We start from the raw sequence: 25,344 nt of genomic DNA, 5'->3' as shown, positions 1-25,344 counted from the left end.
AAATGAATTGGGATCTACTTATCCAGCTGCTTATGAACGGGCTGATCATCGGTGCACTTTACGGTGTGGTCGCGATGTGCTTCGTTCTGATTTATAAATCAACACAGATTGTTAACTTTGCCCAAGGTGAGTTCCTGCTCATCGGTGCATGGGCCTGCTGGTATTTCCTAACGGAATGGCAGTTGCCCTTTGTGGTTGGCTTCCTCTTTACGCTGGCCTTTATGACGGTCTTTGGTATTGCCCTTCAAAACATCGTTTTGCGCCCCATGATTGGCGAGCCGATTATCTCGGTCATCATGGTGACTATCGGTCTGTCCCTGTTCTTCCAGGCGGGTATGAAATGGATGTTCGGTGTGGACGTACAGCCTTTCCCGAAAGTGTTTGATACGGAAACTGTCCAGTTCTGGGGCTTCCAGATCCAGAGCGCCTATATCATGAGTTTGATTATATCACTCTTCATCATGGTGGGTTTTGCCTGGTTCTTTAAAACATCCAAACATGGCCTCGCCATGCGTGCCACAGCCTTTGACCAACAGGTTGCGCAATCACTGGGTATTTCCGTGAAAAACGTATTTGCCATGGCCTGGGCGATCTCCGCTGTTGTGTCTGCGGTTGCCGGTGTGGTTATCGGGATTGTGAACGGTGTGTCTGACACCTTGGCCTTCATCGGGATCAAAGTATTCCCGGCGGTAATCCTTGGCGGTCTGGACTCAATCGTGGGTGCCATCGTTGGCGGCATCATCATCGGCCTGCTGGAAAACTTTGCAGAATTTGCAGATAGCCAGTGGTTCCAGGTTGGCAACTTTACACAATCGCACCGTTCTACGTGCTGGTTATCATTCTGATGATCAAACCTTACGGTCTGTTTGGTACAAAAGATATTGAGCGAGTATAAGAAAGATGGCTGGTTATAACATGATGCGGTGCGGTGAATTCCGCACCACCTACGAGAAAGATACAACCATCTTTCCGACGCCTACGTCCAAAAAATTTGCAATGATGGGGGTGATCCTGTGTATCATCGCCCCACTGCAAATCGGTGAGTTCAGCTTCGTCAGTGACTTCATGCTGTCCCTGATGATCCAGATTGGTTACATGTCCATCGGGGCATTGGGCCTGAACATTCTGGTTGGTTTTACCGGTCAGATTTCACTGGGGCACGCAGCATTCTTCGGCTTTGGTGCCTTTGCCTCAGCCTGGATGAGCAACGAATTCTCCATCCCGGTTTTCTTCACCATTCCGTTGGCAGGTTTGCTGACTATGGCTGTGGGGATGATGTTCGGTATGCCGGCTGCGCGTATTAAAGGTCTCTACCTTGCCATTGCAACGCTGGCGTCCCAGTTCATTCTGGAAGACTTCTTTGCCCGTGCAGAATGGTTCACAGGTGGTTCTGCCGGTGCCTTGGCCAACCCGTTCGAGATCTTCGGTTTTGCCCTTGATACGGACCGTAGCTACTACTATGTGGTTCTGGTCTATGTGGTGATCATGTATATCGGTGCATCAAACCTGATGCGCTCACGTGATGGTCGTGCCTTTGTTGCGGTCCGTGACCACTATCTGTCGGCCGAAGTCATGGGTATTAACCTGACATGGTACCGTGTTTTGTCTTTCGGTATTTCCTCTTTCTATGCCGGTGTGGCGGGTGCGCTTTATGCTCATTACCTCCAATATGTATCGGTTGAAAGCTTCAACCTGCTGCTGTCCATTCAGTTCATCGGTATGATCATCATCGGTGGTTTGGGCAGTGTCATGGGCTCAATGATGGGGACAGTTTTCATGGTTCTCTTGCCAGAGATCATGCAAGGGGCTGCGGGTATGGCATCTGCTATTCCCGGTGTTGGCTCCGGCTTTATGGATGGCATCAACTTCTTAAAAGAAATGACGGTTGGTTTGGCAATTGTCCTGTTCCTGATCTTTGAACCGGAAGGGCTGGCCCACCGCTGGAGAATGACCAAGGCTTATTGGAAGCTTTACCCATTCTCGTACTAATTCGATTTGTTCGAAATATTGGGGCGATAAAAGCAAAAATAAATGCCCCAGATCACCTCTACAGGAAGGTTAACTTTATTAAAGGGAGACGCATTACATGCGCAAATTTATGACAGGTCTGTTGGCCACTTCTACTGCAGTTGCTTTTGCCGGTTCCGCACTGGCTGCTGACAAGCTTCTGATTGCAAACCTGGCTGACTTGACTGGCCCGACGGCTTCTGTATCCAAGCCTTTTACACAAGGTAAAAAAGATGCAGCAGCTTACATCAATGCCAATGGTGGTATTGCGGGTAAAATGATTGAACTGGACACAGTGGATTACGGTTACAAAGCACCGCAAGCCATTGGTCAGTACAAAAAATGGAAATCTGCGGGCGCGGTTGTCATTCAGGGCTGGGGTACAGCTGATACCGAAGCACTGGTTGGTTTTGTTGGCCGTGACAAGATCCCTTACTATTCTGCGTCTTATTCTGCTCACCTGCAGGACCCGACTGGTAAGTCTGACCATGTGAAAAAAGGTGCACCGTACAACTTCTTCGCTGGCCCGTCTTATTCTGATGGCGCGCGCGCTGTAATCCAGTGGGCTGCAGCTGATGCGAAGAAAAAAGGCATTGCCAAGCCGAAATTCGTCTTCATGGGCGACAACCACCCGTACCCGAATGCTGCGAAAAAAGCGGCAAACGGCTACGCTGCTGATCTGGGCTTCGAAGTTGGCAACAACATCGTATACTCTATGAAAGCTGGTGACTTTAAAGCGCAGTGTCTGTCACTGAAAGAGTCTGGCGCACAGTATGCGTATCTGGCAAACACTGGCGGTTCGGGTATTTCTCTGCTGAAATCCTGTAAGGCTGTTGGTGCAAACGTTCAGTTCATCACAAACGTTTGGGGTATGGACGAAAACGTAATGAAAGCGGCTGGTAAAGCGGCTGACGGCGTTGTCTTCCCGATGGGTGCTGCGGCCTTTAACGCAGATGTACCGGGTATGAAACTGGTGAAAGCAATCAACGCTGCTGGTTCTAATCAAGATCACCACAACGTTCACTATGTACGTGGCGTCTGTTCCTTCTTCTACATGAAAGAAGCCATGGAATGGGCTGCTCAGAACGGTGGGATCAAAGGCGAGAACATCAAAAAAGGGATGTATCAGAAGTCTGACTGGATCCCGGCTGGCCTTGAAGGCGTTTGCCCGGCGGGTACGTGGACAGCAACTGACCATCGTGGTCACATGGATGTTTACGTTTACCAAGCAAACGTAAAAGCTGATGCTGATCCGTCCAAGACTGTTCCGCAGCTGCTGAAAGACGGCACAATTGGCATGACGAAACTGTTTGATGCGAAGCTCGAGCGTAAAGCTGAGTGGCTTGGCCTCTAAGGAATGCCTTCCTGAGGGTTTGGAGTTCCGGTCCATATTTCGGGTCGGACCTCCTTACTCCTTAAATTCAAAATATTTATTTAGAAATTTAAAGAAACAAACGCGCTCTTAATTTCAGGAGCACAGGGAAAAAAGGAAAGTAACAATGGCAGAGGCAGCTTTAGCGCAAGACAACGCAGACCTGATGCTGAGTGTTAACAATATTGAAGTTGTTTATAACGAGGTGATTTTGGTCCTTCGCGGTGTATCTCTGGACGTACCGAAAGGGGCACTGGTGACATTGCTTGGCCCAAACGGGGCGGGTAAATCCACAACCCTGAAAGCGATTTCTGGCTTGTTGGGCACAGAAGACGGTGAAGTGACTCGTGGTGATGTGACCTATAAAGGGGAAAACATTGCCAACGGTAGCCCGGAAAAAACAGTGCGCAACGGCCTGTTTCAGGTGATGGAAGGCCGCCGGATCATTGAAGATATGACCGTTTTGGAAAACCTGCGTCTGGGGGCTTATACCCGCAACGACAGTGCCGCAGAAATCAAGGCGGACATTGAAAAGGTTTATCACTATTTCCCGCGCCTGAAAGAACGTACTGGCTTGGCAGGGTATCTGTCAGGTGGGGAGCAGCAGATGCTGGCGATTGGTCGTGCGATCATGTCCAAGCCGGATATGATTTTGCTGGATGAACCGTCCATGGGTCTGTCCCCGCTGTTGGTGAAAGAAGTGTTTGAAATCATCCGCACACTGAACAAAGAGCTGGGCATTACTATGTTGCTGGTGGAACAGAACGCTAATATGGCGCTGAAACACTGTGATTACGGTTACATCATGGAATCTGGGAAAGTTGTTCTGGATGGGACGCGTGAAGAGTTGCTGAACAACGAAGATGTAAAAGAATTCTACCTCGGTGGTGGCGGTGATGAAGACCGTAAATCGTTTAAAAACCTGAAATCTTACAAGCGTCGTAAGCGTTGGTTGTAAGGCCAATAATCAAGAAAAAAGACAAGTGATAAAAACAGGGTAGACCCATGAGCGACCAACAATATTACGATCCTTTGGAAACACGTGACACAACAACGCGTGAGAGCGAACAGCTGGTTCAGCTGGCAAGCCAACTGGCTTATGCAAAAGACAATGCTTCCTATTTCAGTGATCTCTTACAAGATGTGGACGCAACGAAACTGGACCGTGAAGCTTTGGCCCAAATTCCGGTGACACGTAAATCTGATCTGGTTGCCCAACAAAAAGACAAACCGCCTTTTGGGGGATTGAATGCAACAGCCACAGGTGTAATGGGGCGCTATTTCCAATCCCCAGGGCCGATTTATGACCCGGAAGGACGTGAGGCTGATTACTGGCGCACAAGCCGGGCGTTTCATGCCGCAGGTTTCCGTGCAGGTGATGTGGTGCTCAATACCCTGTCTTATCACATGACGCCGGGTGGCTTTATCCTTGATGGTGGCGCTCATGCACTGGGCTGTAGTGTCATTCCCGCAGGTCCGGGCAATACGGAACAACAGCTGGAATTGATCCGTGATTTAAAACCAAATGGCTATTGCGGCACACCGTCTTTCTTGCGCATTTTGCTGGAAAAGGCAGATGCAGCGGGCATTGACACCAGCTGTTTCAAAAAAGCTCTGGTAACGGGGGAGGCTTTACCGCCGTCTGTGCGTGACTGGTTTGTGGAACGTGGCATTAATGTGGGTCAGGTCTATGCCACGGCTGATCTGGGGTCCATTGCTTATGAATCTTCTGCCAAAGAAGGTTTGATCGTTGATGAAGGCGTACTGGTTGAAATCGTGCGTCCGGGCACAAATGATCCGGTGCCAGATGGCGAAGTGGGTGAAGTGGTTGTAACCAATCTGACGTCCAAAGCCTATCCACTGATCCGTTTTGGTACAGGGGATCTATCGGCTGTCTTGGAAGGGGCCAGCCCTTGTGGGCGCAACAATATGCGTATCAAAGGCTGGATGGGTCGTGCAGACCAAACCACCAAGATTAAGGGCATGTTTGTGCATCCCGGTCAGGTTAACCAGATTGTGAAACAATTTGACGAGATCAAAAAGGGCCGTCTGGTTGTCAGTAATGATGACAACCGTGATGCCATGACCCTTCAGTGTGAAGTGGATCAGGGCTCAGACGATCTGGCGCAGGCGATTGGCGAAACGGTGCAGACCATCTGTAAGCTGCGCGGTATGATCGAATTTGTTGCGCCGGGTAGCTTGATTAATGATGGCAAAGTGATCGACGATATTCGCACCTACGAGTAAGGGGAGAAATCGTTAAAATGGTCGATTGTTTTCCATCGGACCGGCAAGGATTTGGGTGACACTTTCAAGGGGAAGATGTTGTGGTTTATAATCACGTCCCAATCCGGCCAGTGATTTGGCAAAACCACGCAAGTGATTGCGCGATCCCAATTGGATGTTGCGATAAACCCGGATGATGTCGCCACGCTGGGTGCGTGAGATGGCCTTATCCAGATCATCAATATCGACCTCTTCAATAATCCCCCCCACCCAAAGGGCATCTTCAACAGAACGTTGCCCTTTGGCGATCAGGTCTTTGTACATTTTAGTGAGATGGGCATCGGCATAGACACCTGCGGGCTTACCGGCTGCGGGGTCTGAAATGCCATAACGGTTGATGACGTTCAGAACTGCGCTGGTATGTTTGTGTTCAGCTTGTGCAATATTCTGGAAAATGGGCAGTTGCCATTTTTGAAACAACACGCTGTAAACATCACGTGCCAGCTTTTCCTCTTCGCGCATGAAGCGAAGATCGCGAATTTCTTCTTGAGATAACGGCGCTGTAGGTCGCAAAAAACCGACGGTCCGGGATTGGGGCTGTTGCTGGGAAGCCGAAGTTGGTGCTGTTTGCTCAGCCTGTGTTGCACGCGATGAATTTGTTTCACTTTCCAACCCGATGATCACACTTGCGAATAAAACAAGAAGAACCAGAAAAGACAGAATGGTGCTTGGCGGATAAGGGAACTTATTCATTGGACAGCCCGGTTATTTTGAAGGTGGCGCGCATACTAAGCTATTCAGATGGTATATGCTATAATTATTATGTAATGGGCGTAACAAAGAAAAAGCCCTTCCCAAATGAATGGAAAGGGCTTTTTTATATCTCAGTTGAAGAGATATTAGTACATGTGCTGACCACCGTTGATGGACAGTGTTGCACCTGTTACGAAGTCACCGTCATCGGCAACCAGGAACAGAACGCCACGTGCGATGTCGTCTGCACGACCCAAGCGGCCCATCGGGATTTTCGCAATGATTTTTTCCAGAACTGCTGGCGGAACTGCACGAACCATGTCTGTATCAACATAACCCGGTGCAATCGCGTTTACAGTGATGCCTTTACCAGCACCTTCTTGTGCCAAGGCTTTTGTGAAGCCGTGGATACCGGATTTGGCAGCAGCGTAGTTCACCTGACCATACTGACCAGCCTGGCCGTTGATGGAACCGATGTTTACGATACGACCGAAACCATTTGCACGCATGTCGTCGATAACACCACGACACAGGTTGAAGCAAGATGTCAGGTTTGTTGCGATAACAGCTTCCCAGTTGTCTTCAGACATACGGTGCAATGTGCCATCACGTGTGATACCTGCGTTGTTAACCAGAATTTCAACCGGACCCAAGTCTTCTTTGATCTTTGCCAGCATTTCCTGACAAGCGTTAAAGTCACTTACGTCACATTTGAATGCAGCAATACCTGTTTCTTCTGTGAATTTTTTTGCAGCTTCTTCGTTGCCGCCAAAGTTGGCTGCAACAGTGTAACCTGCTTCTTTAAGGCGTTCAGAGATAGCGCGACCAATACCGCGCGTTCCACCAGTAACGAGTGCTACACGACCCATATGATTCTTCCTCTTATTAGTCATTTAAAAATTCTGAAAAGACCGAAACCCCCGATCTTTGACAAAAGCATTGTGGGGACATTATTTTAATAAATCCACCCTTATTTTTGAAATATTCAAACTTTATGAAGGGTGGGTAAAAAAATAGCCCTTTCCATATAGAAAAGGGCTATTTATCAATAGGTTGATGCTATTTTTTCAGGGTGAAAAAATAGACCAAACAGTCAATTATGCGCGTTCAACACACAGGGCAACGCCTTGACCACCACCGATACAAAGTGTCGCAACACCTTTCTTAGAATCGCGGCGTTTCATTTCGTGCAGCAGGGTGACAAGAACGCGGTTACCTGAGGCACCGATCGGGTGACCGATTGCAATGGCACCACCATTGACGTTGACTTTATCTGTATCCCAACCGAGTTCTTTATTCACAGAAATCGCTTGTGCAGCAAAGGCTTCGTTGGCTTCGACCAGGTCGATATCCGCGATATCCCAGCCTGCTTTATCCAAAGCTTTTTTCACAGCCGGAACCGGGCCTGTACCCATGATGGTCGGATCAACACCATGTGTTGCCCATGCTTTCACAGTTGCCAGCGGTGTCAGGCCACGCTTTTCAGCTTCTTCCTTGGACATCAGAACAACAACGGATGCACCGTCGTTGATACCGGATGCGTTACCCGCAGTGACAGAACCATCTTTAGAAAAGGCCGGACGCAGTTTTGCGAGACCTTCAGCAGTGACACCGTCTTTGATGAATTCGTCTGTATCAACCACAGTTTCGCCACGGCGAGACTTGATTGTGATCGGAACGATCTCTTCAGCAAACTTGCCTTCGTTACGTGCGGCTTCTGCTTTGTTTTGAGACGCAGCTGCAAAAGCATCCTGTTCTTCACGTGAGATTTGGTACTTGTCTGCGATGTTTTGCGCAGTTGTTCCCATGTGGTAATCATTAAATGCACACCACAGGCCATCAACGATCATCGTGTCGTCCATCTTGGATGGACCCATTTTTGTACCATTGCGCAGGTGCATGGCATGTTTGGAGGCAGACATGTTTTCCTGACCACCGGCAACAACAATGTCAGCATCGCCCATCAGGATGGACTGCATACCCATGGCAACGGAACGCAAGCCGGAACCACAAACCTGGTTGATTGTCATCGCAGTGGATTCTTCCGGGCAACCTGCATGGATTGCAGCCTGGCGTGCTGGGTTCTGCCCCTGACCTGCTGTCAGAACCTGACCCATGAATACTTCTTGTACGTCAGAAGCCGGAACGCCTGCACGTTCCAGTGCGGCTTTGATGACAGTTGCACCCAGTTCGTGAGCAGGTACGGAAGCAAGGCTACCGCTAAAGTTACCGACCGCTGTACGTGCAGCACCGACAATGACTACTTCAGTCATATTCAAAGTCTCCTAAAATTATTTTCTCTGGACGGTCCAAGATACCTCAGCCGTCGTCAATAGGTCACATAGAGTATAGGAGAGAGGCCAATGGTCAAGTAATGATTGTTCGCAAATGATCGTGAAATTATAAAAAACTTACTTTGGTTGCGAAATTAACCACTTAGCTAAAGGTGCATAGAGATTTTTTATGGCATTTTTACCTGTAACCATGCCGATATGGCCGCTCTTGACCAATTTTGTTTCGGCGTTTGGTATCAGGCTACCCAGTGCCAGCGCAGATTCTGGCACAACGATTCGATCATTTTGGGGAATATATAATAAAGTCGGGCAGTTTATTTCTGCGGGATCAATATAATGTCCATCCAGTTCCCAAATACCACGCCCAGGCAGATTATCAATATACCAGTTAAACAGGGTCTCTTTTGCCACACGCGGGGCAAGGGGCACACCGTCATTGAGCCAATCCTCCATGGCAATGAACTTACGTGCCTCAACGCTATCGGCGGGCAGTTTTGAAAAATCAGCAAACTTTTGCAAAATGCCATAGGGGTCAATGGCTGTGAAAAGGGATTGAATGACATCAACAGGCAGTTCGTCTGCGTAATCAATGACGCTTTGAAGTTGGGGGCGGGCATTGCGGATCACAGTCATATGGGAACTGTGGCCGGCATGAAAATCCCAGGGGGTTGCCAGCAGGGCCAGTCGTTCAATATGTTCCGGCTCCATAACGCTATAGGCTGTTGCCAGCACACCGCCCATACAATAGCCCAGCAGGGTCACAGGGCGGCCTGTTTGCTTATGGACTTCCTGAACACAATGATGGAGACGGCCCAGGATATAGTCTTCCAGCCCCATGCTTTTTTCGGTTTCTCCCACGTCCCCCCAATCAAGCAAGAAACAGCGCAGGCCCTTTTTTGACAGGCTGCGCATCAGGCTGCGACTTTTGGTGAGGTCAAGGATATAGGATTTGTTAATCAGGGAAGGGATGCAAAGCACCACAGGCCCCTCATTGCGGCCTGCGTAATCGAGCAAGCGACTGCCCCCTTCTGCCCAAATAGATTTGGGGTCTTTGAGATCCCGGTGATAGGGATGAGCGTGATAAGCGCGTACCCCGTTGGTAAAGGCCAGGCCATGCAGATAATGTTCAACATCCAGTGCTGCGCGAAAGGCAGCTGGGTCATGTCGTTTAATTTCGTTTAAAAGGGCGTCGGCTTCACTTTGTAAGTTTGGATTCCAGCTCACGGATGCGGTGTTCAAGCCCGTCAATGCGCTGCGACAGCTCATCCAGCTTGTCCACAGCGTCCCCAGATGGAGCGCCAGTGGCCTTGGCCCCTTGCGTTGCGGCGGCGGCGAATTGGCTGAGCGGGTCTTTTCCATCTTCGAACTGTGCCTTCCAACTTTCTGTCCAGGTTTGCATCCAGTTTTGGACTTTTTCCGGTGAGTCCAGATTTTTCATCAGCTCGGCTGATTGCTCTCCAAAGGCTTCGGCTGTTTTCATCGCATCACCCATCGCACGTTCTGTCGCAGGCGAAGCCAGCTGTTTTTGCCACAGCTCCATATATTGTGCAGCAAGATCATTGATGTTTTTTTGCGAGTCGCTCATCCCTTGGAAACCTCTATTGTGTAGTGCAGCAAATTTTGCAGCATTTAGCGCAGCAAAAAACTACTATAGAGACTTGTTTGGGGTCAATCTTTAGATGATTTACATATTTTTTTACAAATAGTGCAATGCAACACTTTTGTGCGCAGCAATTTCGCGTTATGCTAACAAGCAGTGGGGAGCCAGAACCTGTCATGACACAAGTTCTGGGAACAGATAAAAAAAGAAGTAGAGCTATGGCTGCACAAAATCAGGATCAAGACGCACCGATTACCATTAAGAAATATGCGAACCGTCGTTTATACAACACGGCGACCAGCAGTTATGTGACCCTGGATCATTTGGCACAGATGGTCAAAGATGGGACACAGTTTGCGGTTTTTGATGCCAAAAGTGGGGACGAAATTACCCGTTCGGTTTTAACTCAGATCATCGTTGAAGAAGAAGCCAAGGGGCAAAACCTGCTGCCGGTCAGCTTCCTTCGTCATTTGATCAGTTTCTATGGTGACAGCCTGCAAGGTCTGGTACCAAGTTACCTTGAACAATCCATGCAATCTTTTGCCACCAATCAGGAAAAGATGCGTGATTATATGCAAGAAACCATGGGGGGCTTAAACCCGTTTGGTCAGTTTGAAGAAATGAACAAGCAAAATATGGCTATGTTTGAAAATGCCATGCGCATGTTCACACCTCCTTTCTATAAGGAAGCTGATGGCTCTTCCGATTCTGAGGAAAAACCAACCCCTGCAGAAGCTAAAGAGCAGGAAAAAACAGTTGATGACCTTCAGGATATGAAAGCCCAGCTTGAAGCGATGCAAGAGCAGCTTTCCAAGCTTTCGGGCAAGTAAGCATCCCTTTTAAAGACATCCATTTGTGATTTAATAAACCGAATGAGCTGACAAGCAGGTTCATTCGGTTTATACTTTTGGGCCTTGAAGCAAGGTAAATTTAGTCCCTTCAACGTCATTCCCAACTTGATTGGGAGTCTCCCTAATCCCGGAGATCCCCGCCTGCGCGAGGATGACAAATGATGGTGTCGTCGGTTTATATGCTTCACCTATTTAAGTCTGACCATTTGAGATAAACGTGGTTTCGAGTGTTGATCCGAAGGTCTCTTTACCTGCTGTTGGTATTGGAACGACCCTGCCTGCCCGTGTGACACGATCACCCGGAACGCTGGAGGAGTCTGCCACACAACGTTCTGCACAAGTCTTTGTGGATAGCCTTCCAGCAGAAGCACGTGGGCGCATTGGCCGTCCACCGCGTGAGAACCTTGAACGTGATCAGTTTGATGGGGCATCGCGCAGCCAAGAACAACGTTCAGAACGTGCGCCTTCCCAAATCGAAAATAGCCCTGAGGCATTTGCTGAAATCGGGGACAGTGCTCAGGAAGCTTATGCCACACCGCTTCATGTCGGTAATTTTACTTTGCTTCAAGCACAGCTATCAGCATCTGAACTCGGGGAAAATACTGGTGGGCTTAGCCGTACCCAACATAGTGCCTATCATGATCGCTATGTTTCCGCCGGGGCGCAGCGCGGTGGGGAAGCTGCAGTGCGTGAGGCGCAGTTGCGTCGTGATGAATTACAAGAAAAAACAATCGTGGTTCCCCCTGTTTTGACAGCGTTAAATATGAACGCTTGAGCAAATGGCATTTCAATAAAATTTGAAATAATTTGAAATAATGAATTTTAGACAGTTGCCTGTTTTTTAGGCAAAGAGAGTTTCCCTAGTTTCAGTGGGGATATTTAAACGAAAAAAAGATGTGAAAATTTGAAATATTTGGAAATATTTCCTTGCAATAGTGTCTTGTGTCCTATAATCATGGATAGAAAATAACAAGAAGTAAGCGGAATGTAAGTTGAACAAGGAGTGTGCTTTCATGTCCAATGAAGCAACTGAAGGTAAAACCACCAACCGGGCAACCGACACGGATCGCCATGTAGGCGCACGCATTCGTGAACGTCGCATTATGCTCGGCCTTTCACAGCAACAAATGGCTGATATGATCGGGGTGACTTATCAGCAGGCCCATAAATACGAACGCGGCATTAACCGGATTTCTGCCGGGCGTCTTTATGAAATTGCCCAAGTGTTGAAAGTTCCTGTCGGGTTCTTCTTTGAAGGGCTTGATGAAAATGACGAGACAGAAATTGATCTGACGGACCGTCAGCGTATGTGCCTGGAATTGGCGCGTAATTTCTCTCATATTGAAAATGATCGTCATCAGGATGCACTAAGCCAGTTGGCCCGTGCTTTGGCTGCGGAAAGTAACTGATTTTAAAGATATCTCTGTATTGATTAAACCGGATAGGCTGCTATCCGGTTTTTTTGTGTCTAGTCTCAATAAATTGACAAATGTCATGGGCGTGCCACATTGTTTTTGAAATATATTAGACAAATGTTTGCAATGAACCAGAAGGGGTCACAAGACATATGACATCCAAGACAGTTTCCATCGCAATTACCGGGGCAGGTGGTGCCGGTGTGATGACCGCAGGCCAGATGCTTTTGGATGCGGCAGCCAAGGCAGGATTATATGGGTTAATGACCCGTTCCAGCGGACCGCAAATTCGCGGGGGCGAGGCCGCAGCTTTTATCCGTTTGTCGTCTGATCCCATTGATTGCCCCGATGACTATTTTGATGTGCTGTTCTGTTTTGACTGGATGAATGTGGATCGTTTTGCCGCTGAACTCCCTTTGCGCACAGACAGTGTGATCATTGGTGATGAGGCTGCGAAAAATCCACCGGAAATGATCACCGCTTCTGTTGCGCGCCAAGTCATGGTCCCGTTAAGTGAAGCCGCCAAGGAAATTGAAGGCGGTCGTCCCAACATGATCGGTCTTGGCATGTTGGGAGAATTGGCTGGTGTGCCGCTGGATGCTTTGCAAGCGATTTTGGAAAAAGTGTTAAAACGCAAAGGGCAAGCTGCCCTTGATGCCTCCATTGCCGGGGTGGAAAAAGGCATGCAGGTCGCCACAGATCTGGAAAGCAAGATCGGTATTGATCTGCATCTGGAGCGTAAGGAAAACCAGCAAACCCGTTGGTCTTTAACCGGGAATGAAGCCGCTGGTATGGGGGCTTTGCGCGGTGGGGTGCGTTTTTGTGCGGCTTATCCGATTACCCCTGCAACCGAAGTGTTGGAATGGCTGGCCCCAAATCTGGAAAAAGTCGGCGGTACGCTTGTGCAGGCCGAAGATGAGCTGGCCTCGGTGAATATGATCATCGGTGGTTCCTTTGGCGGGGTGCCTTCCATTACCGCAACGGCTGGCCCCGGCCTTGCCTTGATGACGGAAGCCCTTGGTCTGGCTGTATCGGCGGAAATTCCGATTGTGGTGATTGATGTGATGCGTGGTGGGCCGTCTACAGGGATTCCAACCAAGTCAGAACAAAGCGATTTGAACATTGCCCTTCATGGCCTCCATGGTGATGCACCCCATATTGTCACGGCGGCACAGTCCATTTCAGACTGTTTGTTTACCACCCAATGGACCGTTCATTTGGCCGAAGCCTTGCAAACAGCCGGGATTGTTTTATCTGATCAATCTTTGGGACAATCGCGCAATATTATTGATAAGCCTGCCGACCTTGCCTTTGTTGCCAAACGTGAAGTGGTTGAGGCCGGAGTCGAAGATTACAAGCGCTATGCCCTGAGCGATAGTGGTGTTTCTCCCATGGCCATTCCGGGAACACCGGGCGGGGAATATGTCGCTGATGGGTTAGAAACGGCTGAAAATGCCCGTCCCTCTTCCTCGGCGGAAGACCATTATGCCCAGCTTGATAAACGCCAACGCAAACTTAGCCAGTTTGACTATGGCCAGCATTGGGCGGAGATTGAAGGGGAGGGGGAACTGGCTGTGGTGACATTTGGGTCAGTGACTGCCCCCGTGCGTGAAGCCATTCAGCGACTGGAAAGCGAAGGGCAGAAGATTAAAATGATTTCCATGCGTTTGCTCAGCCCCGCTCTGCCGGATAAAATGGATGAAGCACTGGTGGGGGTGAAGAAACTGTTGGTGGTTGAACAAACCCATTCCAAACAGTTTTATCGTTATTTGCGCAGTGAATTTGATTTGCCGAAAGACACAACCGTTCTGGCGAAACCGGGGCCACTTCCCTTTAGGCCGGGTGAAATTGTTAACACACTTAAGGAGCTGGGATAATGGATCAAGTCCTTCAACAAAAGCCCCTGACTTTTAAAGATTACAAATCAGACTATAAACCCGTCTGGTGTCCGGGCTGTGGTGATTTTTCTGTACTGGCGGCAATTACCAAGGCTTTGGCCGAATTGCAAATCCCGCGTGAAGATTGTGCCGTGGTCTCCGGCATTGGTTGTTCATCGCGCATTCCGGCCTATACCAGTGTTTATGGAATCCATGCCATTCATGGCCGCGCCTTGGCGGCGGCTACCGGGTTAAAGGTTGCACGTCCTGAACTTACAGTCATTGCGACCGGGGGGGACGGTGATGGTTTTTCCATTGGCGGGAACCATTTTCTCCATGCCTGTCGCCGTAATGTGGATATGACCTATGTGGTTATGGATAACGAAGTCTATGGCATGACCAAGGGGCAAGCTTCCCCAACTACAGCTTCGGACTGGGAAGGCTCTAAATTAACACCGCATGGCACAGGGGTGTCCCCTTTTAACCCGTTGTCCATTGCTTTGTCTGCCGGGGCATCTTTTGTCGCACGTGGTTTTGCCGGGGACCCGAATGGGTCAGCCAAACTGATTGCCCAGGCGATGCAACATAAAGGTTTTTCATTTGTGCAAATTCTGAGTCCTTGTGTGACTTTCCGTCCGGAACAAACCGAATGGAAAAAGATTGTGCGCAAAGGAGAGATTGAAGGGGGCCATAGCTTGGCGCAAGCCATGAGTTTTCTGGCAACAGATGATGGGTTTGCAACGGGAATTCTCTATGAAACCCAACGCCCGGTCTATGCGCCAGAAATGTCTGAGAAGCAAGGGCTAGCCGATATTGAAGCCAGCTTTGAGCTTTAAAATAGCGCCCGGCGGATGATATTCAGGCCCATGAGCAGGAAAATGATCAGCAGGACTTTTTGGAAGACTTCGCCATTCACTTTTTTGCGTAGCATTTCCCCGAGGCTAAAGCCAATCAGGGTGGGGATCATCATGGAAAGGGAGGTCAGGGCAAGGGGACCTGTCATCAATCCATTGATCCAATAGCCTGCAAGCAAGGGCAGGCTTCCCATGGTGATCAGCAGACCGGAGGCCCGCACAAAATCATCTTTCTCAAGGCGCTTTGAGACCAGATATATCACCATTGGCGGGGACCAGATAGCGGTCAGCCCGCCCATGCCCCCTGCGAGACTGCCCGCAATAAATTGTATGGATTTGTCAAAACGGTGAGGCAGTTTCGGGGGATGGATGAATAGACTGCTCAGGGCAAACAGGACAACCACACTGCCCAGAATAATCATGAGTGTCTTAACCGGGATGGTCGTGCTCATGTTGGTGAAAATCAGGATAAAGACCATCAGCATCAGACCAAAGAGCCAATATTCCCGTAAAACACGCAGGCTCTCACCCGTGCGATAGACCTGCCAGATATTGGAGATCATAATGGGGAAAATCACAAGGGCGATGGCACTGTGGGGATCGTAGAACTGTGTAAGGACAGAGATTGACGCTGTTGGCAGGCCAATACCGACTGTCCCCTTAATGGTTCCGGCACATAAAAATATGAGAACAGCAGCCCAGAATAGGGAATCCATCATTTCTCTCTATCCAAAGAAAAAGGCTACCCCGCAAAGGATAGCCAAATTCATGTATATGTCATTTCCAACTTGATTGGAAATCTCCTTGATCATGAGAGATCTCCACATGTGCGAGGATGACACCCGATATTTTAGTCAAACAGGCAGGAAACTGACTGTTCGTCATGAATGCGTTTCATTGCCTCAGCCAAAATAGGGGCGATGGCAATGGGGCGGATATTTTCAGCATCCAGTACCTGTTCTGTACCTTGAATGGAATCTGTAATCGCCAGTTCTTGCAGTGCAGAAGACGTGATGCGTGAAACCGCACCGCCAGACAGGACCCCATGGGTGATGTAGGCAGAGGCACTCTTTGCCCCGTTTTCCAAAAGGGCAGCCGCTGCGTTACAAAGCGTGCCACCAGAATCCACGATATCGTCGATCAAAATGCAGTTCATGCCATCTACATCACCGATAACATTCATCACTTCTGACACACCTGCACGTTCGCGGCGTTTGTCGATGATGGCAAGGTTACAGTCCAGACGTTTGGCAATGGCACGTGCGCGAACCACACCGCCGACATCAGGTGAAACGATCAGCAGATTTTCGGTGTCATAATTTGCGGCAATGTCACGGGCAAAAACCGGGGCAGCATGCAGGTTATCTACCGGAATATCGAAGAAGCCCTGAATTTGACCGGCGTGCAAGTCCATGGTCAATACGCGATCCGCACCTGCTGTGGTGATCAGATTTGCCACCAGCTTAGCCGAGATCGGAGAGCGTGGCGCAGATTTACGATCCTGACGGGCATAGCCGAAATAAGGAACGACAGCCGTAATACGACGTGCTGAACCCCGACGTGCCGCATCAATTGTGACCAGCAATTCCATCATATTATCGTTTGCCGGATAAGATGTCGGTTGAACGATAAAGACATCTTCGCCACGGACGTTTTCAAGGATTTCGACGAAAACTTCCTGGTCAGAAAAACGCTTTACGCTGGCTTCGGTGAGAGGAGTGCCGAGCTCTTTGCAGATGGCTTCGGCCAAAGGACGGTTTGCATTACCGGTAAGGATTTTCATGTGAAAATCGAGTCCTTAAGTTGAGGTGCCCAAATCAATATTTTCGGAACATATCAATGCGCCCCCCTGCTGTAAACGCCTTATTCAAAATGACGTAAACCGTTTATGACAGAATGAAGACATACTGCGCCTTTCACCCTTTTTAAAAAGGTGGGGCGATGGTGCGATTTCGTCGTCCGGGCGGGGCTGTATATCCAATCTGTTCGCGACTCCGTTCAAACTGGATTTCACTACGGTGTCGTTCAACAAGGGGACCGATCCCGTTAAGGGCGGCTTTGGCAATATGATAAGCCATACGTCCCAAGGGCTGTTCCATGCGCCCTTGTTCCAGACGGTTATTCTGGCGTGCCCGGCCAAGTTCATGACCTTGCGGGTCTTTCACAATCCAGGCGACTTTGATGCGTTGCTTGCCTTCAAATGGGGCAAGGACGTCAATTTCACAAGAAAGCTGATAGGTGGTTGGGCTTGGCTGTGATTTGACGCTGGCCCCGGCTTGGCGCAAAGTCAGGGCCATGGCTTTTGTCAGTTCGCGTTTGTTGGTGGCATTGACCCCGGTAATTTGACCAATGCGAAAGGCTACGGGTTTATTGCGTTCATCAAGTTCGACCGCTTTGCGTTCGGCCCGGTCTTGCAGATATCCGGCAAATTGATCAGCCGCACGTTCCACCATCTGGTCAATCATATGCTGGTCCCCATATTCCCAGCGGTGACGTTCCACATGAATGGGTTGGGAGGATTCCTGCACGATCTTGTCATCGCGACTAAAAAAGGTCCAATAGACCATGCCCTTGATGATGGGGGTATGACGATTGCGTTCAATGACGACCTGCCCACGTACTTTATAAGGGGGATTTGTGATTATTTTGGAGGTAGAGGGGATGTTGCGCACCCCCAGACTTTCAGCCAGTCCTTGTGCAATGGTTTGGCCCAAGGGGCGGGCTGTGCCTTCAATCGGCAGGATTAAAACCGTACCGCCATCACGTAGGCGCAGGCTGTTGGTGTCAAATCCAGTGCGGCTGTGGCGCAGGGGTTGCGGGGCCTGAGTACAAGCCACAAGAATAAGAAGTAGGCAAAGAGAGGCCAGACGTTTCAGCATGTCAGGAAAGCGCCATCACGCATGTTGCCAACATGGCGGCCATACACATCCATAACATCATGATCAGATAAGGCATGGCAGTTAATCCATTTTTCGTCGTGCAGACAAGGCAGCACTTAAGGTGCCATCATCCAGATAATCCAGCTCTCCGCCAACAGGTACCCCGTGGGCAAGACCGGAGACTTCCACGTGACAGTCTTCCAGACAGTCAGCAATGTAATGAGCTGTGGTTTGTCCATCCACTGTGGCGCTGGTGGCAAGAATGACTTCTTTGACGGCTTCTGTCTGGGCACGCTTTACAAGTGTGTCGATTTTTAAATCTTCTGGCCCGATCCCATCAAGGGCAGACAAGGTGCCCCCCAAGACATGATAACGGCCACGAAAGCTGTTGGATCGTTCCAATGCCCACAGGTCGGCCACGTCTTGCACCACACAGATGACACTGTCATCTCGCTTGGTATCTGTGCAAATAGAGCAAGGATCCGTGGCATCCAGATTGCCGCAGTGTGAACAGGTCTTGACGGTTTCTTCCACCCGTTTAAGCGCATGGCTCAGGGGGCTGAGCATAACTTCACGCTTTTTTACCAGATGCAAGGCAGCACGGCGTGCCGACCTCGGTCCGAGACCGGGCAGCTTGGACAACAGCTGGATCAATTGTTCGATTTCTTGTGCGGCCATAACCTGATGCGCATCCTTATAAGGGGGCGGGGCTCCTAAAGGGAAACTGGCCCCCGCATTGCGCGAGGGCGACGGTCTTTAAAACGGCAGTTGCATGCCCGGTGGTAATTGCAGGCCACCTGTCACTTCGGCCATACGTTTGTTGACTTCGGCTTCCATCTTGGATTTGGCATCAGCCAGTGCTGCGACAATCAAGTCTTCCATGACTTCCTTGTCTTCCGGGTCAACGAGGTTCTTGTCCACGTCGATTTTTTTCACGTCAGCCTTGCCGTTAATGACAACATTGACCATGCCACCGCCAGAAGTGCCGAAGATTTCCAAATCGGCCAAGCCATCTTGGAATTCCTGCATCTTGGCCTGCATTTTTTGGGCCTGTTGCATCATTTTTGCCATATTTTTCATGGGTTAGTCTTCTCCATTATTCGTATGGTCCGGGTCGCCGGGGTTTTCTTCAATTTGAATGGCGGCGTCCATACTATCCAGTTTAATTTCGTGAACCTTTTCAATCACACTGCCGGGGAAAGTAGTGAGGATTTCATTGACCAGCGGGTGCTGGGCAACCTCGGCCTTACGTTTGGCAATGGCTTCGTCGCGTACCTGGGCAAGTGTAATATCACCCGCAGCATGGCGCGACACACTGATTGCCCATGTGCGTGAGGTATGGGTATCAAGGAATTTTTTCAAGTCCCCAGCCAAGGTGCCGGGCGCATGATCACCGGGGCGAAATTCAATTTTGCCCGGTTCAAAGGAGACCAGATGAAGGTTGTTCATCAGGTTGGCCTTTAGAATAATCTCGCGTTTTTCCTCAGCCAGGTCAACGACTCCGGGGAAGCTTTGTGGGTCTGGCTTTGTCTCGTCCTGCAGGCGCGGCTGACAAGCGGCCATGCCACCCCCATTGACCACACGCATTTGAGCTTGTGGGCCATTAGGGGGCGGGCTACCTGTGCCCATATTCGGTGCGCCAACGGCCTGGGCCATCGCCCCACCGCCACCACCGTTTCCAGCAGGAACGCCTCCGCCCGGACCACCGGATGGGGCTGGCGGATTGTTTTGCATCATGCGGATGGCTTCTTCCGGTGTGGGCATATCGGCCACATAACACAGGCGGATGATGACCATTTCAGCAGCTTGTTGCGGGTGTGGGGCATTGCGGACTTCGCCCAATCCCTTCATTAAAATTTGATAGGCACGTGCCAGAACCGACATGGCAAGCCCGTCTGACATTTCCTTGCCACGGACCCGTTCCATTTCGGAGACAACGGCATTTTGGGCGGCGTCGGGGACAACCTTGACGCGGGTCAGCCAATGGGTCAATTCCAGCAAGTCTTGTAAAACCACGCTTGGATCAGCTCCGGCGGCATAAAGATTGTCCATCACACCCAAAGCAGCGGGCGCATCGCCTTTCATAATGGCGTCAAATAAATCAAAAGTCCGTCCACGATCAGCCAGACCGAGCATGTCACGGACCTGTTCTTCCTTGACCTCGCCATGACAGTGGGCAATGGCTTGATCCAGCAGGCTCAAGCCATCACGTACCGAACCATCAGCGGCACGTGCGATCATGGCCAGAGCACTGTCTTCGACTTGTGCCCCTTCTTTTTCAGAAACGGTTTTGAAATGAGAGGATAATAAATCCTGATCAATACGGCGCAGGTCAAAACGTTGACAACGCGATAATACAGTGACGGGAACTTTGCGAATTTCAGTGGTGGCGAAGATAAACTTCACATGGGCCGGGGGCTCTTCCAATGTTTTGAGCAGGGCGTTAAAGGCGCCCTTGGACAACATGTGCACTTCGTCAATGATGTAGATTTTATAGCGGGCCGATGTGGGGCGATAGCGTACAGAATCAATGACTTCGCGGATGTCATCCACCCCTGTGCGTGAGGCTGCATCCATTTCAATCACATCGACATGGCGGTCTTGGGCAATCGCTGTACATTGTTCACACACACCACAAGGTGTGATGGTTTCACTGCCCTGACCGTCTTCACCAATACAGTTAAGGGCACGCGCAACCAGACGGGCCGTCGTGGTTTTACCAACGCCGCGCACACCGGTCAGCATAAAGGCTTGTGCCAGACGCCCCGATGCAATGGCATTGGACAGGGTGCGCACCATGGCATCCTGACCAATCAATTCTTCAAAGGTTGAAGGGCGGTATTTTCGCGCAAGTACGCGATAGGCGCCATTGTCTTCGGTTTCACTCATGTGATTATGTGCCAGTCGTTCATTTGGATTTCTTTAGGCACAAATTAGCAGTGCAGGCATGAACAGGAAAGGGAGGAAATGAGATTTTTTGTTATTTCTTACTTTTCTTTTTCAGTTCTTTTTTGACTTTCCGGCCATGCTCTCTCAACATCTCGCTGAGTGTTTCACATTCAAAGCGGCGCAGCTTGGCCCAAATTTCTTCTTCTTTAATTTTAATGCCGGCAGTTTTAAAGTCTTTGAGAATACGCTTGATTACAGGCTTGGGACCTGCATGGGAAATATCCTCGCTGACCAGTTCCAGAAAATATTTCTTGCGGTTTTTATCCAGCTTTTTTGCTGCCCAGCGAGCAATTTTTTTATTGCGCTTGGCTTCCATATAAAAATGTTGAAGCGCATCATTGGCATGACAGATTTCGTCAGTGGCTTCTTTGGATTTCATGGTTTTGAGAACAGACATGATAGGGCTCCCTTTTCCCCCTTTTATTTATTGTCACGCAGGGCTTGAGCTTTGGCGTAACGTTGTTGCAAGTCATCCATTTGTTCCAGAAAGACTTCTGTCGCCTTATCGGCATTTCCCGCTTCAATTGCGCTGAGAATGCGTTCATGTTGGGAAACGGTTTTGTCGCGATCCCAAAAGCGAAAGACGATCAGATTGACAATGGGCTGAACAGCTTCGATGACGGAAGACATCATGAAACATAGCATGGCATTGTTGGTGGCATCAACGATGGTACGGTGAAAACGCACATCGGAGGCACAGAAATCCTGATCTGCCAAATCAGGGTTTTTCTGAATTTCAATTTCAGCGCGCATGCGTTCCAAGTGCTCTGGCTCGCATCGTTCTGCGGCCAGTCGTACGCAAATGAGTTCCAGTTCGCGCCGGGCTTCGGCAATTTCCGGCAGGTCAAATTCTCCCATAGTCGTAAGCAGGGAGGTCATGTTGATGAGAGAATCCTGCGCTTCGATACTGTCAGGCTTATTCACAAAGGTGCCACCTGATGGCCCGCGACGAGAGCGGATCAAGTTCTGGGCTGCAAGCCGTTTCAATGCCTCGCGAATAGTGGGGCGTGAGACACCAAAGCGTGCCGCCAGTTCCGGTTCGGTGGGCAGGCGTTCATCGACCTTTAAGTCGCCTTCGACAATGGCTTGGCGAATGGTTTCTGAAATTTGTTTGGCCAGACTTTCTGTGACCAGTGGTTCGTATTTTAAGCCCATGGTTTTGAGATAATATCGTTCTTGATTACTGTTCTTTCTACAATGGCTTGAACGGCAAGATTTTTCAACTGAATTTTGCCATTTGTTAATTTGTTTGACAAATAGATGAATAGTGTTATTCTTAAGGAAATTTCAATCAATGAGGTGTTTCATGTTTAAAGCTTTGGTTCTGTCAAAAACGGATGATGCAGTAACTTCTGAAATTCAGGAACTGACGGTTGATCAGTTGCCCGAAGGTGATGTGGTGGTGAATGTTGACTATTCCACCCTGAACTATAAAGACGGTCTGGTGCTCAATGGTTTGGGCGGTCTGGTACGTGACTATCCTCATGTTGGTGGTGTTGATTTTGCCGGAACGGTTGAAAGCAGCTCCCATGCAGATTTTAAAGAAGGTGATCGTGTGGTCCTGACAGGCTGGCGCGTGGGGGAAGTCCACTGGGGCGGATATGGTCAAAAGGCACGCGTGTCTGGTGACTGGCTGGTACATCTGCCCGAAGGTTTGGATGCACGTCAGGCGATGGCGGTTGGAACGGCAGGCTTTACTTCCATGCTGGGGGTGATGGCGCTGGAAGATCATGGCCTTACCCCGGAAAAAGGCGAAGTGCTGATTACTGGGGCAGCAGGCGGTGTTGGTTCTGTGGCCGCGGCGATTTTGGCAAAGCTGGGCTATGATGTTGCGGGTTCAACAGGGCGTGAAGATACCCATGAGTATTTGCGTGAAATGGGTGTGAAAAACATCATTGGTCGTGAAGAGCTGTCAGAAGTGTCTAAACGCCCGTTGGAAAAAGAACGTTGGGCGGGCTGTATTGATGCGGTTGGTGGCACAACCTTGTCTCGTGTTTTAGCGCAAATGAAATATGGTGGTTCTGTTGCAGCGATTGGCCTTGCGGGCGGTAATAAGCTGGATGCAACGGTGATCCCCTTTCTGCTGCGTGGTGTAAATCTGTTGGGGATTGATTCTGTCATGTGCCCGAAGGCGCGCCGTATTGACGCCTGGAACCGTATCGTAACGGACCTGCCGATGGAGAAGTTGGATGGTATGATTTCTGAAGCCAAGCTGCAGGACTTATCGCAACTGGGTAAAGACATTTTGGCCGGTCAGGTACGTGGCCGTGTCGTTGTGGATGTAGCGGGCAGCTAACGTATTATTCCCTATTGATATTTCGCGTTAAAGCGGACTAGATTGTCATCGAAACTGAACTCTGAATGAGGGAAACTTTGATGCGCAGTCTGGTCCGCTTTCTTTTTATCGCTGTTTTAGTGTGTTCAACACAGGCTGTTGCAAAAGACAGTACGCGCGATTTGGCTGAACGCCTTGAAATGAAGGCCATGAACGGGGATGCCAAGGCCGCCTATAAGCTGGGCTTGCTCTTTTCTCAGGGCAAAAGATTACCGGCGGACCCGGTGACGGCATTTGAATGGTTTTTGCGTGCTGCAGAAGCCGGGGAAGTCAAGGCGATGTTGAAAGTTTCAGATATGTATTTATCTGGAACCGGGATTGACCCGAGTGTCGAAAAATCCATTTTATGGAACGAACGCGCCGCCAAGAAAGATTCGCGCAAGGCCATGGTGAAGCTTGGGGCCTTTTATGCCACGAAGAAAAAGTATCTTGAGGCCGCTTTTTGGTACAAGAAGGCGGCTGTTTTGGGGGATGTGACAGCTATGCGTGAGGTCGCCCATTATTACTATATTGGCAAGGGAGTGCATTTTAACTTGCAGCTTTCTTTTGCCTGGTTGGAACTGGCGGCCAAGAAAAAAGACCGTTCATCAAAATTACGCCAGCAGAAGATCATCAGCTTGAAAGATGAAGCATGGGCCGATGAAATTCGCAGGCTTGTGCAAAATCGTATGATCCCCGTGGAATATTGGAACGCACGAAATTAGGGTCAGGACCTATTAATTTATTGCGTCATTTTCTACAAATCCCGAAGGGACGGGCTAAAAATAAAGGTGGCTAGCGTTATAAAACTCTTGCAGTGGGTGGCACTGCGACGAGTTTCATGCCTAATCCGCCTTTATTTTTAGCTCCGCCAAACTCAGTAAATTAATAGGTTCTGACCCTAGGAAATCAGTGTCATTCCCAACTTGATTGGGAATCTTGTTGATCAAGGAGATCTCCGTATTTGTGAGGATGACATTGTTACATTCCCATAAGATGGGCAACAACCTGTCTTTGATGGGGGTGTTTGCGATGTTCAAACAGATAGACGCCTTGCCAGGTGCCTAATGTCGGGCGACCGTTTGAAATCGGAATATTTAAGGATACATCAGTGAGGGCGGATTTGATATGGGCTGGCATATCGTCTGGGCCTTCCATGGTATGGCGTAACCAGTCCATATGTTCTGGTACCAATCGGGCAAAAAATTCATTCAGGTCCAGTTGCACATCCGGGTCGGCATTTTCCTGAATGGTCAAGCTGGCACTTGTATGTTTGCAAAAAAGTGTCAGTAGCCCGTTTTCAATGGGGCACTGTGCAACCCAGCTGGTAAGGTCACGGGTGAATTCATAGAGCCCTTGTCCTTGAGTCGATAGTTGAAAGAGGGTTTGCTCCTGTTTCATGATCATTTGCCTTCAATTTTGCTGAGTACGTTCATCAAGCTATCACGAAGATGACACAGTTCTTGTTCTGTCAGGTGATCTGACAACATACTTTGATCACTTTGCCCGACAAGGGCCATGGACTTTTCCGCCATGAGTGCACCGTCATGAGTGAGTTTGACCAGCTTGCTGCGTTTATCCTGTGTGTTTTCCAATCGTTGAATCCAGCCGTTGTGTTCCAGCTGTTTGAGAACTTTGGTCATGCCCCCTGAGGTGATTAAAATTGCCTTGTAAAGTTCGGTCGGGGTCATTTGTCGCGGTTCGGGTAAGGCGCGTAACGTAAAAAGAACTTCAAAACCTGCCAGGGTGAGATCAAGAGGGGCAAGTGCCTCTCTGGCTTTTTCATCGGCAATATTTTTGAGCCGAATAATGCTGAGAATAACTTCTCCGTCCAGAGTTGCAGCTTCAGGCCAGTTTGTTTCAATATTGGTCAATAAATGTGAAATGCTGTGTTTGTCTGTCATGGGTCCCTCATTTTCAAGTATCATACAAACTATCTTGCAAGAAAGATAG

26 protein-coding genes and 1 pseudogene are annotated in these 25,344 nt (G+C 49.4%); 12 read left to right on the top strand and 15 right to left on the bottom strand.

Annotated elements, in window-relative coordinates; all coding sequences use genetic code 11:
* Positions 1-2 precede the first annotated feature (2 nt).
* The 5 genes and pseudogenes from E4K71_RS14145 to E4K71_RS14125 all read left to right on the top strand — a co-directional run bounded on the left by E4K71_RS14145 (position 3) and on the right by E4K71_RS14125 (position 5,626).
* Positions 3-895 (top strand): annotated as a pseudogene (locus E4K71_RS14145) (branched-chain amino acid ABC transporter permease).
* Between the two features lie 5 nt (positions 896-900).
* Positions 901-1,989, top strand: coding sequence for a branched-chain amino acid ABC transporter permease (locus tag E4K71_RS14140; protein WP_135080679.1), 1,089 nt, complete (start codon positions 901-903; stop codon positions 1,987-1,989).
* A gap of 97 nt (positions 1,990-2,086) precedes the next feature.
* A complete protein-coding gene (locus tag E4K71_RS14135) occupies positions 2,087-3,361 on the top strand; it encodes an ABC transporter substrate-binding protein (protein WP_135080677.1) in 1,275 nt (424 codons plus the stop codon).
* Positions 3,362-3,506: 145 nt separating this feature from the next.
* A complete protein-coding gene (locus tag E4K71_RS14130) occupies positions 3,507-4,337 on the top strand; it encodes an ABC transporter ATP-binding protein (protein ID WP_135080675.1) in 831 nt (276 codons plus the stop codon).
* Positions 4,338-4,384: 47 nt separating this feature from the next.
* Positions 4,385-5,626, top strand: a complete 1,242-nt coding sequence (locus tag E4K71_RS14125) for an AMP-binding protein (RefSeq protein WP_135080673.1) — start codon at positions 4,385-4,387, stop codon at positions 5,624-5,626.
* Positions 5,627-5,638: 12 nt separating this feature from the next.
* Here E4K71_RS14125 and E4K71_RS14120 read toward each other — a convergent pair whose 3' ends face one another.
* The 5 genes from E4K71_RS14120 to E4K71_RS18280 form a co-directional block, all read right to left on the bottom strand.
* The gene (locus E4K71_RS14120) at positions 5,639-6,358 is read right to left on the bottom strand and encodes a DUF2202 domain-containing protein (RefSeq protein ID WP_135080671.1); all 720 of its coding nucleotides are present in this window, start codon (positions 6,356-6,358) and stop codon (positions 5,639-5,641) included.
* 146 nt (positions 6,359-6,504) lie between these two features.
* The gene (gene phbB / locus E4K71_RS14115) at positions 6,505-7,227 is read right to left on the bottom strand and encodes an acetoacetyl-CoA reductase (protein WP_135080669.1); all 723 of its coding nucleotides are present in this window, start codon (positions 7,225-7,227) and stop codon (positions 6,505-6,507) included.
* Between the two features lie 228 nt (positions 7,228-7,455).
* Positions 7,456-8,631, bottom strand: coding sequence for an acetyl-CoA C-acetyltransferase (locus E4K71_RS14110; RefSeq protein ID WP_135080667.1), 1,176 nt, complete (start codon positions 8,629-8,631; stop codon positions 7,456-7,458).
* 138 nt (positions 8,632-8,769) lie between these two features.
* Positions 8,770-9,918 (bottom strand): alpha/beta fold hydrolase, encoded by a 1,149-nt coding sequence (locus tag E4K71_RS14105; protein ID WP_167730572.1) that lies wholly within the window; start codon positions 9,916-9,918, stop codon positions 8,770-8,772.
* Complete coding sequence (locus tag E4K71_RS18280; protein WP_167730570.1) at positions 9,848-10,237, bottom strand: hypothetical protein; 390 nt, start codon at positions 10,235-10,237, stop codon at positions 9,848-9,850. Before E4K71_RS18280 ends, E4K71_RS14105 begins: the two co-directional genes overlap by 71 nt.
* Positions 10,238-10,470: 233 nt before the next feature.
* Here E4K71_RS18280 and phaR point away from each other — a divergent pair, with 233 nt between their 5' ends.
* The 5 genes from phaR to E4K71_RS14080 all read left to right on the top strand — a co-directional run bounded on the left by phaR (position 10,471) and on the right by E4K71_RS14080 (position 15,231).
* Positions 10,471-11,082 carry a polyhydroxyalkanoate synthesis repressor PhaR gene (phaR, locus tag E4K71_RS14100; RefSeq protein WP_135080663.1) on the top strand — a complete coding sequence of 204 codons (612 nt, stop codon included), beginning with the start codon at positions 10,471-10,473 and terminating at the stop codon, positions 11,080-11,082.
* A 238-nt stretch (positions 11,083-11,320) separates the two neighbouring features.
* The gene (locus tag E4K71_RS14095; RefSeq protein ID WP_135080661.1) at positions 11,321-11,878 is read left to right on the top strand and encodes a hypothetical protein; all 558 of its coding nucleotides are present in this window, start codon (positions 11,321-11,323) and stop codon (positions 11,876-11,878) included.
* Between the two features lie 238 nt (positions 11,879-12,116).
* Positions 12,117-12,512: a helix-turn-helix transcriptional regulator gene (locus E4K71_RS14090; protein WP_135080659.1), complete on the top strand. Its 396-nt coding sequence runs from the start codon at positions 12,117-12,119 to the stop codon at positions 12,510-12,512.
* A 158-nt stretch (positions 12,513-12,670) separates the two neighbouring features.
* Positions 12,671-14,395 carry a 2-oxoacid:acceptor oxidoreductase subunit alpha gene (locus E4K71_RS14085; RefSeq protein ID WP_135080657.1) on the top strand — a complete coding sequence of 575 codons (1,725 nt, stop codon included), beginning with the start codon at positions 12,671-12,673 and terminating at the stop codon, positions 14,393-14,395.
* Positions 14,395-15,231 (top strand): 2-oxoacid:ferredoxin oxidoreductase subunit beta, encoded by an 837-nt coding sequence (locus E4K71_RS14080; RefSeq protein WP_135080655.1) that lies wholly within the window; start codon positions 14,395-14,397, stop codon positions 15,229-15,231. Before E4K71_RS14085 ends, E4K71_RS14080 begins: the two co-directional genes overlap by 1 nt.
* Here E4K71_RS14080 and E4K71_RS14075 read toward each other — a convergent pair.
* The 8 genes from E4K71_RS14075 to E4K71_RS14040 form a co-directional block, all read right to left on the bottom strand.
* Positions 15,228-15,968 (bottom strand): sulfite exporter TauE/SafE family protein, encoded by a 741-nt coding sequence (locus E4K71_RS14075; RefSeq protein WP_135080653.1) that lies wholly within the window; start codon positions 15,966-15,968, stop codon positions 15,228-15,230. The two genes, E4K71_RS14080 and E4K71_RS14075, sit on opposite strands and share 4 nt — an antisense overlap.
* Before the next feature lie 131 nt (positions 15,969-16,099).
* On the bottom strand, positions 16,100-17,032 hold the full coding sequence (locus tag E4K71_RS14070) for a ribose-phosphate pyrophosphokinase (protein WP_135080651.1): 933 nt from the start codon (positions 17,030-17,032) through the stop codon (positions 16,100-16,102).
* Positions 17,033-17,174: 142 nt separating this feature from the next.
* Positions 17,175-18,128 (bottom strand): hypothetical protein, encoded by a 954-nt coding sequence (locus E4K71_RS14065; RefSeq protein ID WP_135080649.1) that lies wholly within the window; start codon positions 18,126-18,128, stop codon positions 17,175-17,177.
* Between the two features lie 81 nt (positions 18,129-18,209).
* On the bottom strand, positions 18,210-18,806 hold the full coding sequence (recR, locus tag E4K71_RS14060; RefSeq protein WP_135080647.1) for a recombination mediator RecR: 597 nt from the start codon (positions 18,804-18,806) through the stop codon (positions 18,210-18,212).
* A 78-nt stretch (positions 18,807-18,884) separates the two neighbouring features.
* Positions 18,885-19,208: a YbaB/EbfC family nucleoid-associated protein gene (locus E4K71_RS14055; protein ID WP_135080645.1), complete on the bottom strand. Its 324-nt coding sequence runs from the start codon at positions 19,206-19,208 to the stop codon at positions 18,885-18,887.
* A gap of 3 nt (positions 19,209-19,211) precedes the next feature.
* Positions 19,212-21,017, bottom strand: coding sequence for a DNA polymerase III subunit gamma/tau (locus E4K71_RS14050; RefSeq protein WP_135080643.1), 1,806 nt, complete (start codon positions 21,015-21,017; stop codon positions 19,212-19,214).
* Between the two features lie 91 nt (positions 21,018-21,108).
* Positions 21,109-21,474 (bottom strand): ATPase inhibitor subunit zeta, encoded by a 366-nt coding sequence (locus E4K71_RS14045; protein ID WP_135080641.1) that lies wholly within the window; start codon positions 21,472-21,474, stop codon positions 21,109-21,111.
* Between the two features lie 23 nt (positions 21,475-21,497).
* Positions 21,498-22,232 (bottom strand): FadR/GntR family transcriptional regulator, encoded by a 735-nt coding sequence (locus E4K71_RS14040; protein ID WP_135080639.1) that lies wholly within the window; start codon positions 22,230-22,232, stop codon positions 21,498-21,500.
* Between the two features lie 151 nt (positions 22,233-22,383).
* Here E4K71_RS14040 and E4K71_RS14035 point away from each other — a divergent pair, with 151 nt between their 5' ends.
* Positions 22,384-23,373, top strand: coding sequence for an MDR family oxidoreductase (locus tag E4K71_RS14035; protein ID WP_135080637.1), 990 nt, complete (start codon positions 22,384-22,386; stop codon positions 23,371-23,373).
* Between the two features lie 80 nt (positions 23,374-23,453).
* The gene (locus E4K71_RS14030) at positions 23,454-24,116 is read left to right on the top strand and encodes a tetratricopeptide repeat protein (RefSeq protein WP_167730568.1); all 663 of its coding nucleotides are present in this window, start codon (positions 23,454-23,456) and stop codon (positions 24,114-24,116) included.
* A gap of 256 nt (positions 24,117-24,372) precedes the next feature.
* Here E4K71_RS14030 and E4K71_RS14025 read toward each other — a convergent pair whose 3' ends face one another.
* Positions 24,373-24,792 (bottom strand): secondary thiamine-phosphate synthase enzyme YjbQ, encoded by a 420-nt coding sequence (locus tag E4K71_RS14025; RefSeq protein ID WP_135080633.1) that lies wholly within the window; start codon positions 24,790-24,792, stop codon positions 24,373-24,375.
* Positions 24,793-24,794: 2 nt separating this feature from the next.
* Positions 24,795-25,295, bottom strand: a complete 501-nt coding sequence (locus tag E4K71_RS14020; protein ID WP_167730567.1) for a MarR family transcriptional regulator — start codon at positions 25,293-25,295, stop codon at positions 24,795-24,797.
* Between the last annotated feature and the right edge of the window lie 49 nt (positions 25,296-25,344).

The sequence above is a fragment of the Terasakiella sp. SH-1 genome (assembly GCF_004564135.1).
Taxonomy (GTDB): domain Bacteria; phylum Pseudomonadota; class Alphaproteobacteria; order Rhodospirillales; family Terasakiellaceae; genus Terasakiella.
This window is presented reverse-complemented; position numbering and strand designations above follow the sequence as displayed.

What these genes read in the sequence shown, in the direction of transcription:
- E4K71_RS14140 (WP_135080679.1), top strand. Translation starts at nt 901, where the DNA reads ATGGCTGGTTATAACATGATGCGGTGCGGTGAATTCCGCACCACCTAC.
- E4K71_RS14135 (WP_135080677.1), top strand. Translation starts at nt 2,087, where the DNA reads ATGCGCAAATTTATGACAGGTCTGTTGGCCACTTCTACTGCAGTTGCT.
- E4K71_RS14130 (WP_135080675.1), top strand. Translation starts at nt 3,507, where the DNA reads ATGGCAGAGGCAGCTTTAGCGCAAGACAACGCAGACCTGATGCTGAGT.
- E4K71_RS14125 (WP_135080673.1), top strand. Translation starts at nt 4,385, where the DNA reads ATGAGCGACCAACAATATTACGATCCTTTGGAAACACGTGACACAACA.
- E4K71_RS14120 (WP_135080671.1), bottom strand. Translation starts at nt 6,358, where the DNA reads ATGAATAAGTTCCCTTATCCGCCAAGCACCATTCTGTCTTTTCTGGTT.
- phbB (WP_135080669.1), bottom strand. Translation starts at nt 7,227, where the DNA reads ATGGGTCGTGTAGCACTCGTTACTGGTGGAACGCGCGGTATTGGTCGC.
- E4K71_RS14110 (WP_135080667.1), bottom strand. Translation starts at nt 8,631, where the DNA reads ATGACTGAAGTAGTCATTGTCGGTGCTGCACGTACAGCGGTCGGTAAC.
- E4K71_RS14105 (WP_167730572.1), bottom strand. Translation starts at nt 9,918, where the DNA reads ATGAGCTGTCGCAGCGCATTGACGGGCTTGAACACCGCATCCGTGAGC.
- E4K71_RS18280 (WP_167730570.1), bottom strand. Translation starts at nt 10,237, where the DNA reads ATGAGCGACTCGCAAAAAAACATCAATGATCTTGCTGCACAATATATG.
- phaR (WP_135080663.1), top strand. Translation starts at nt 10,471, where the DNA reads ATGGCTGCACAAAATCAGGATCAAGACGCACCGATTACCATTAAGAAA.
- E4K71_RS14090 (WP_135080659.1), top strand. Translation starts at nt 12,117, where the DNA reads ATGTCCAATGAAGCAACTGAAGGTAAAACCACCAACCGGGCAACCGAC.
- E4K71_RS14085 (WP_135080657.1), top strand. Translation starts at nt 12,671, where the DNA reads ATGACATCCAAGACAGTTTCCATCGCAATTACCGGGGCAGGTGGTGCC.
- E4K71_RS14080 (WP_135080655.1), top strand. Translation starts at nt 14,395, where the DNA reads ATGGATCAAGTCCTTCAACAAAAGCCCCTGACTTTTAAAGATTACAAA.
- E4K71_RS14075 (WP_135080653.1), bottom strand. Translation starts at nt 15,968, where the DNA reads ATGATGGATTCCCTATTCTGGGCTGCTGTTCTCATATTTTTATGTGCC.
- E4K71_RS14070 (WP_135080651.1), bottom strand. Translation starts at nt 17,032, where the DNA reads ATGAAAATCCTTACCGGTAATGCAAACCGTCCTTTGGCCGAAGCCATC.
- E4K71_RS14065 (WP_135080649.1), bottom strand. Translation starts at nt 18,128, where the DNA reads ATGCTGAAACGTCTGGCCTCTCTTTGCCTACTTCTTATTCTTGTGGCT.
- recR (WP_135080647.1), bottom strand. Translation starts at nt 18,806, where the DNA reads ATGGCCGCACAAGAAATCGAACAATTGATCCAGCTGTTGTCCAAGCTG.
- E4K71_RS14055 (WP_135080645.1), bottom strand. Translation starts at nt 19,208, where the DNA reads ATGAAAAATATGGCAAAAATGATGCAACAGGCCCAAAAAATGCAGGCC.
- E4K71_RS14050 (WP_135080643.1), bottom strand. Translation starts at nt 21,017, where the DNA reads ATGAGTGAAACCGAAGACAATGGCGCCTATCGCGTACTTGCGCGAAAA.
- E4K71_RS14045 (WP_135080641.1), bottom strand. Translation starts at nt 21,474, where the DNA reads ATGTCTGTTCTCAAAACCATGAAATCCAAAGAAGCCACTGACGAAATC.
- E4K71_RS14040 (WP_135080639.1), bottom strand. Translation starts at nt 22,232, where the DNA reads ATGGGCTTAAAATACGAACCACTGGTCACAGAAAGTCTGGCCAAACAA.
- E4K71_RS14035 (WP_135080637.1), top strand. Translation starts at nt 22,384, where the DNA reads ATGTTTAAAGCTTTGGTTCTGTCAAAAACGGATGATGCAGTAACTTCT.
- E4K71_RS14030 (WP_167730568.1), top strand. Translation starts at nt 23,454, where the DNA reads ATGCGCAGTCTGGTCCGCTTTCTTTTTATCGCTGTTTTAGTGTGTTCA.
- E4K71_RS14025 (WP_135080633.1), bottom strand. Translation starts at nt 24,792, where the DNA reads ATGAAACAGGAGCAAACCCTCTTTCAACTATCGACTCAAGGACAAGGG.
- E4K71_RS14020 (WP_167730567.1), bottom strand. Translation starts at nt 25,295, where the DNA reads ATGACAGACAAACACAGCATTTCACATTTATTGACCAATATTGAAACA.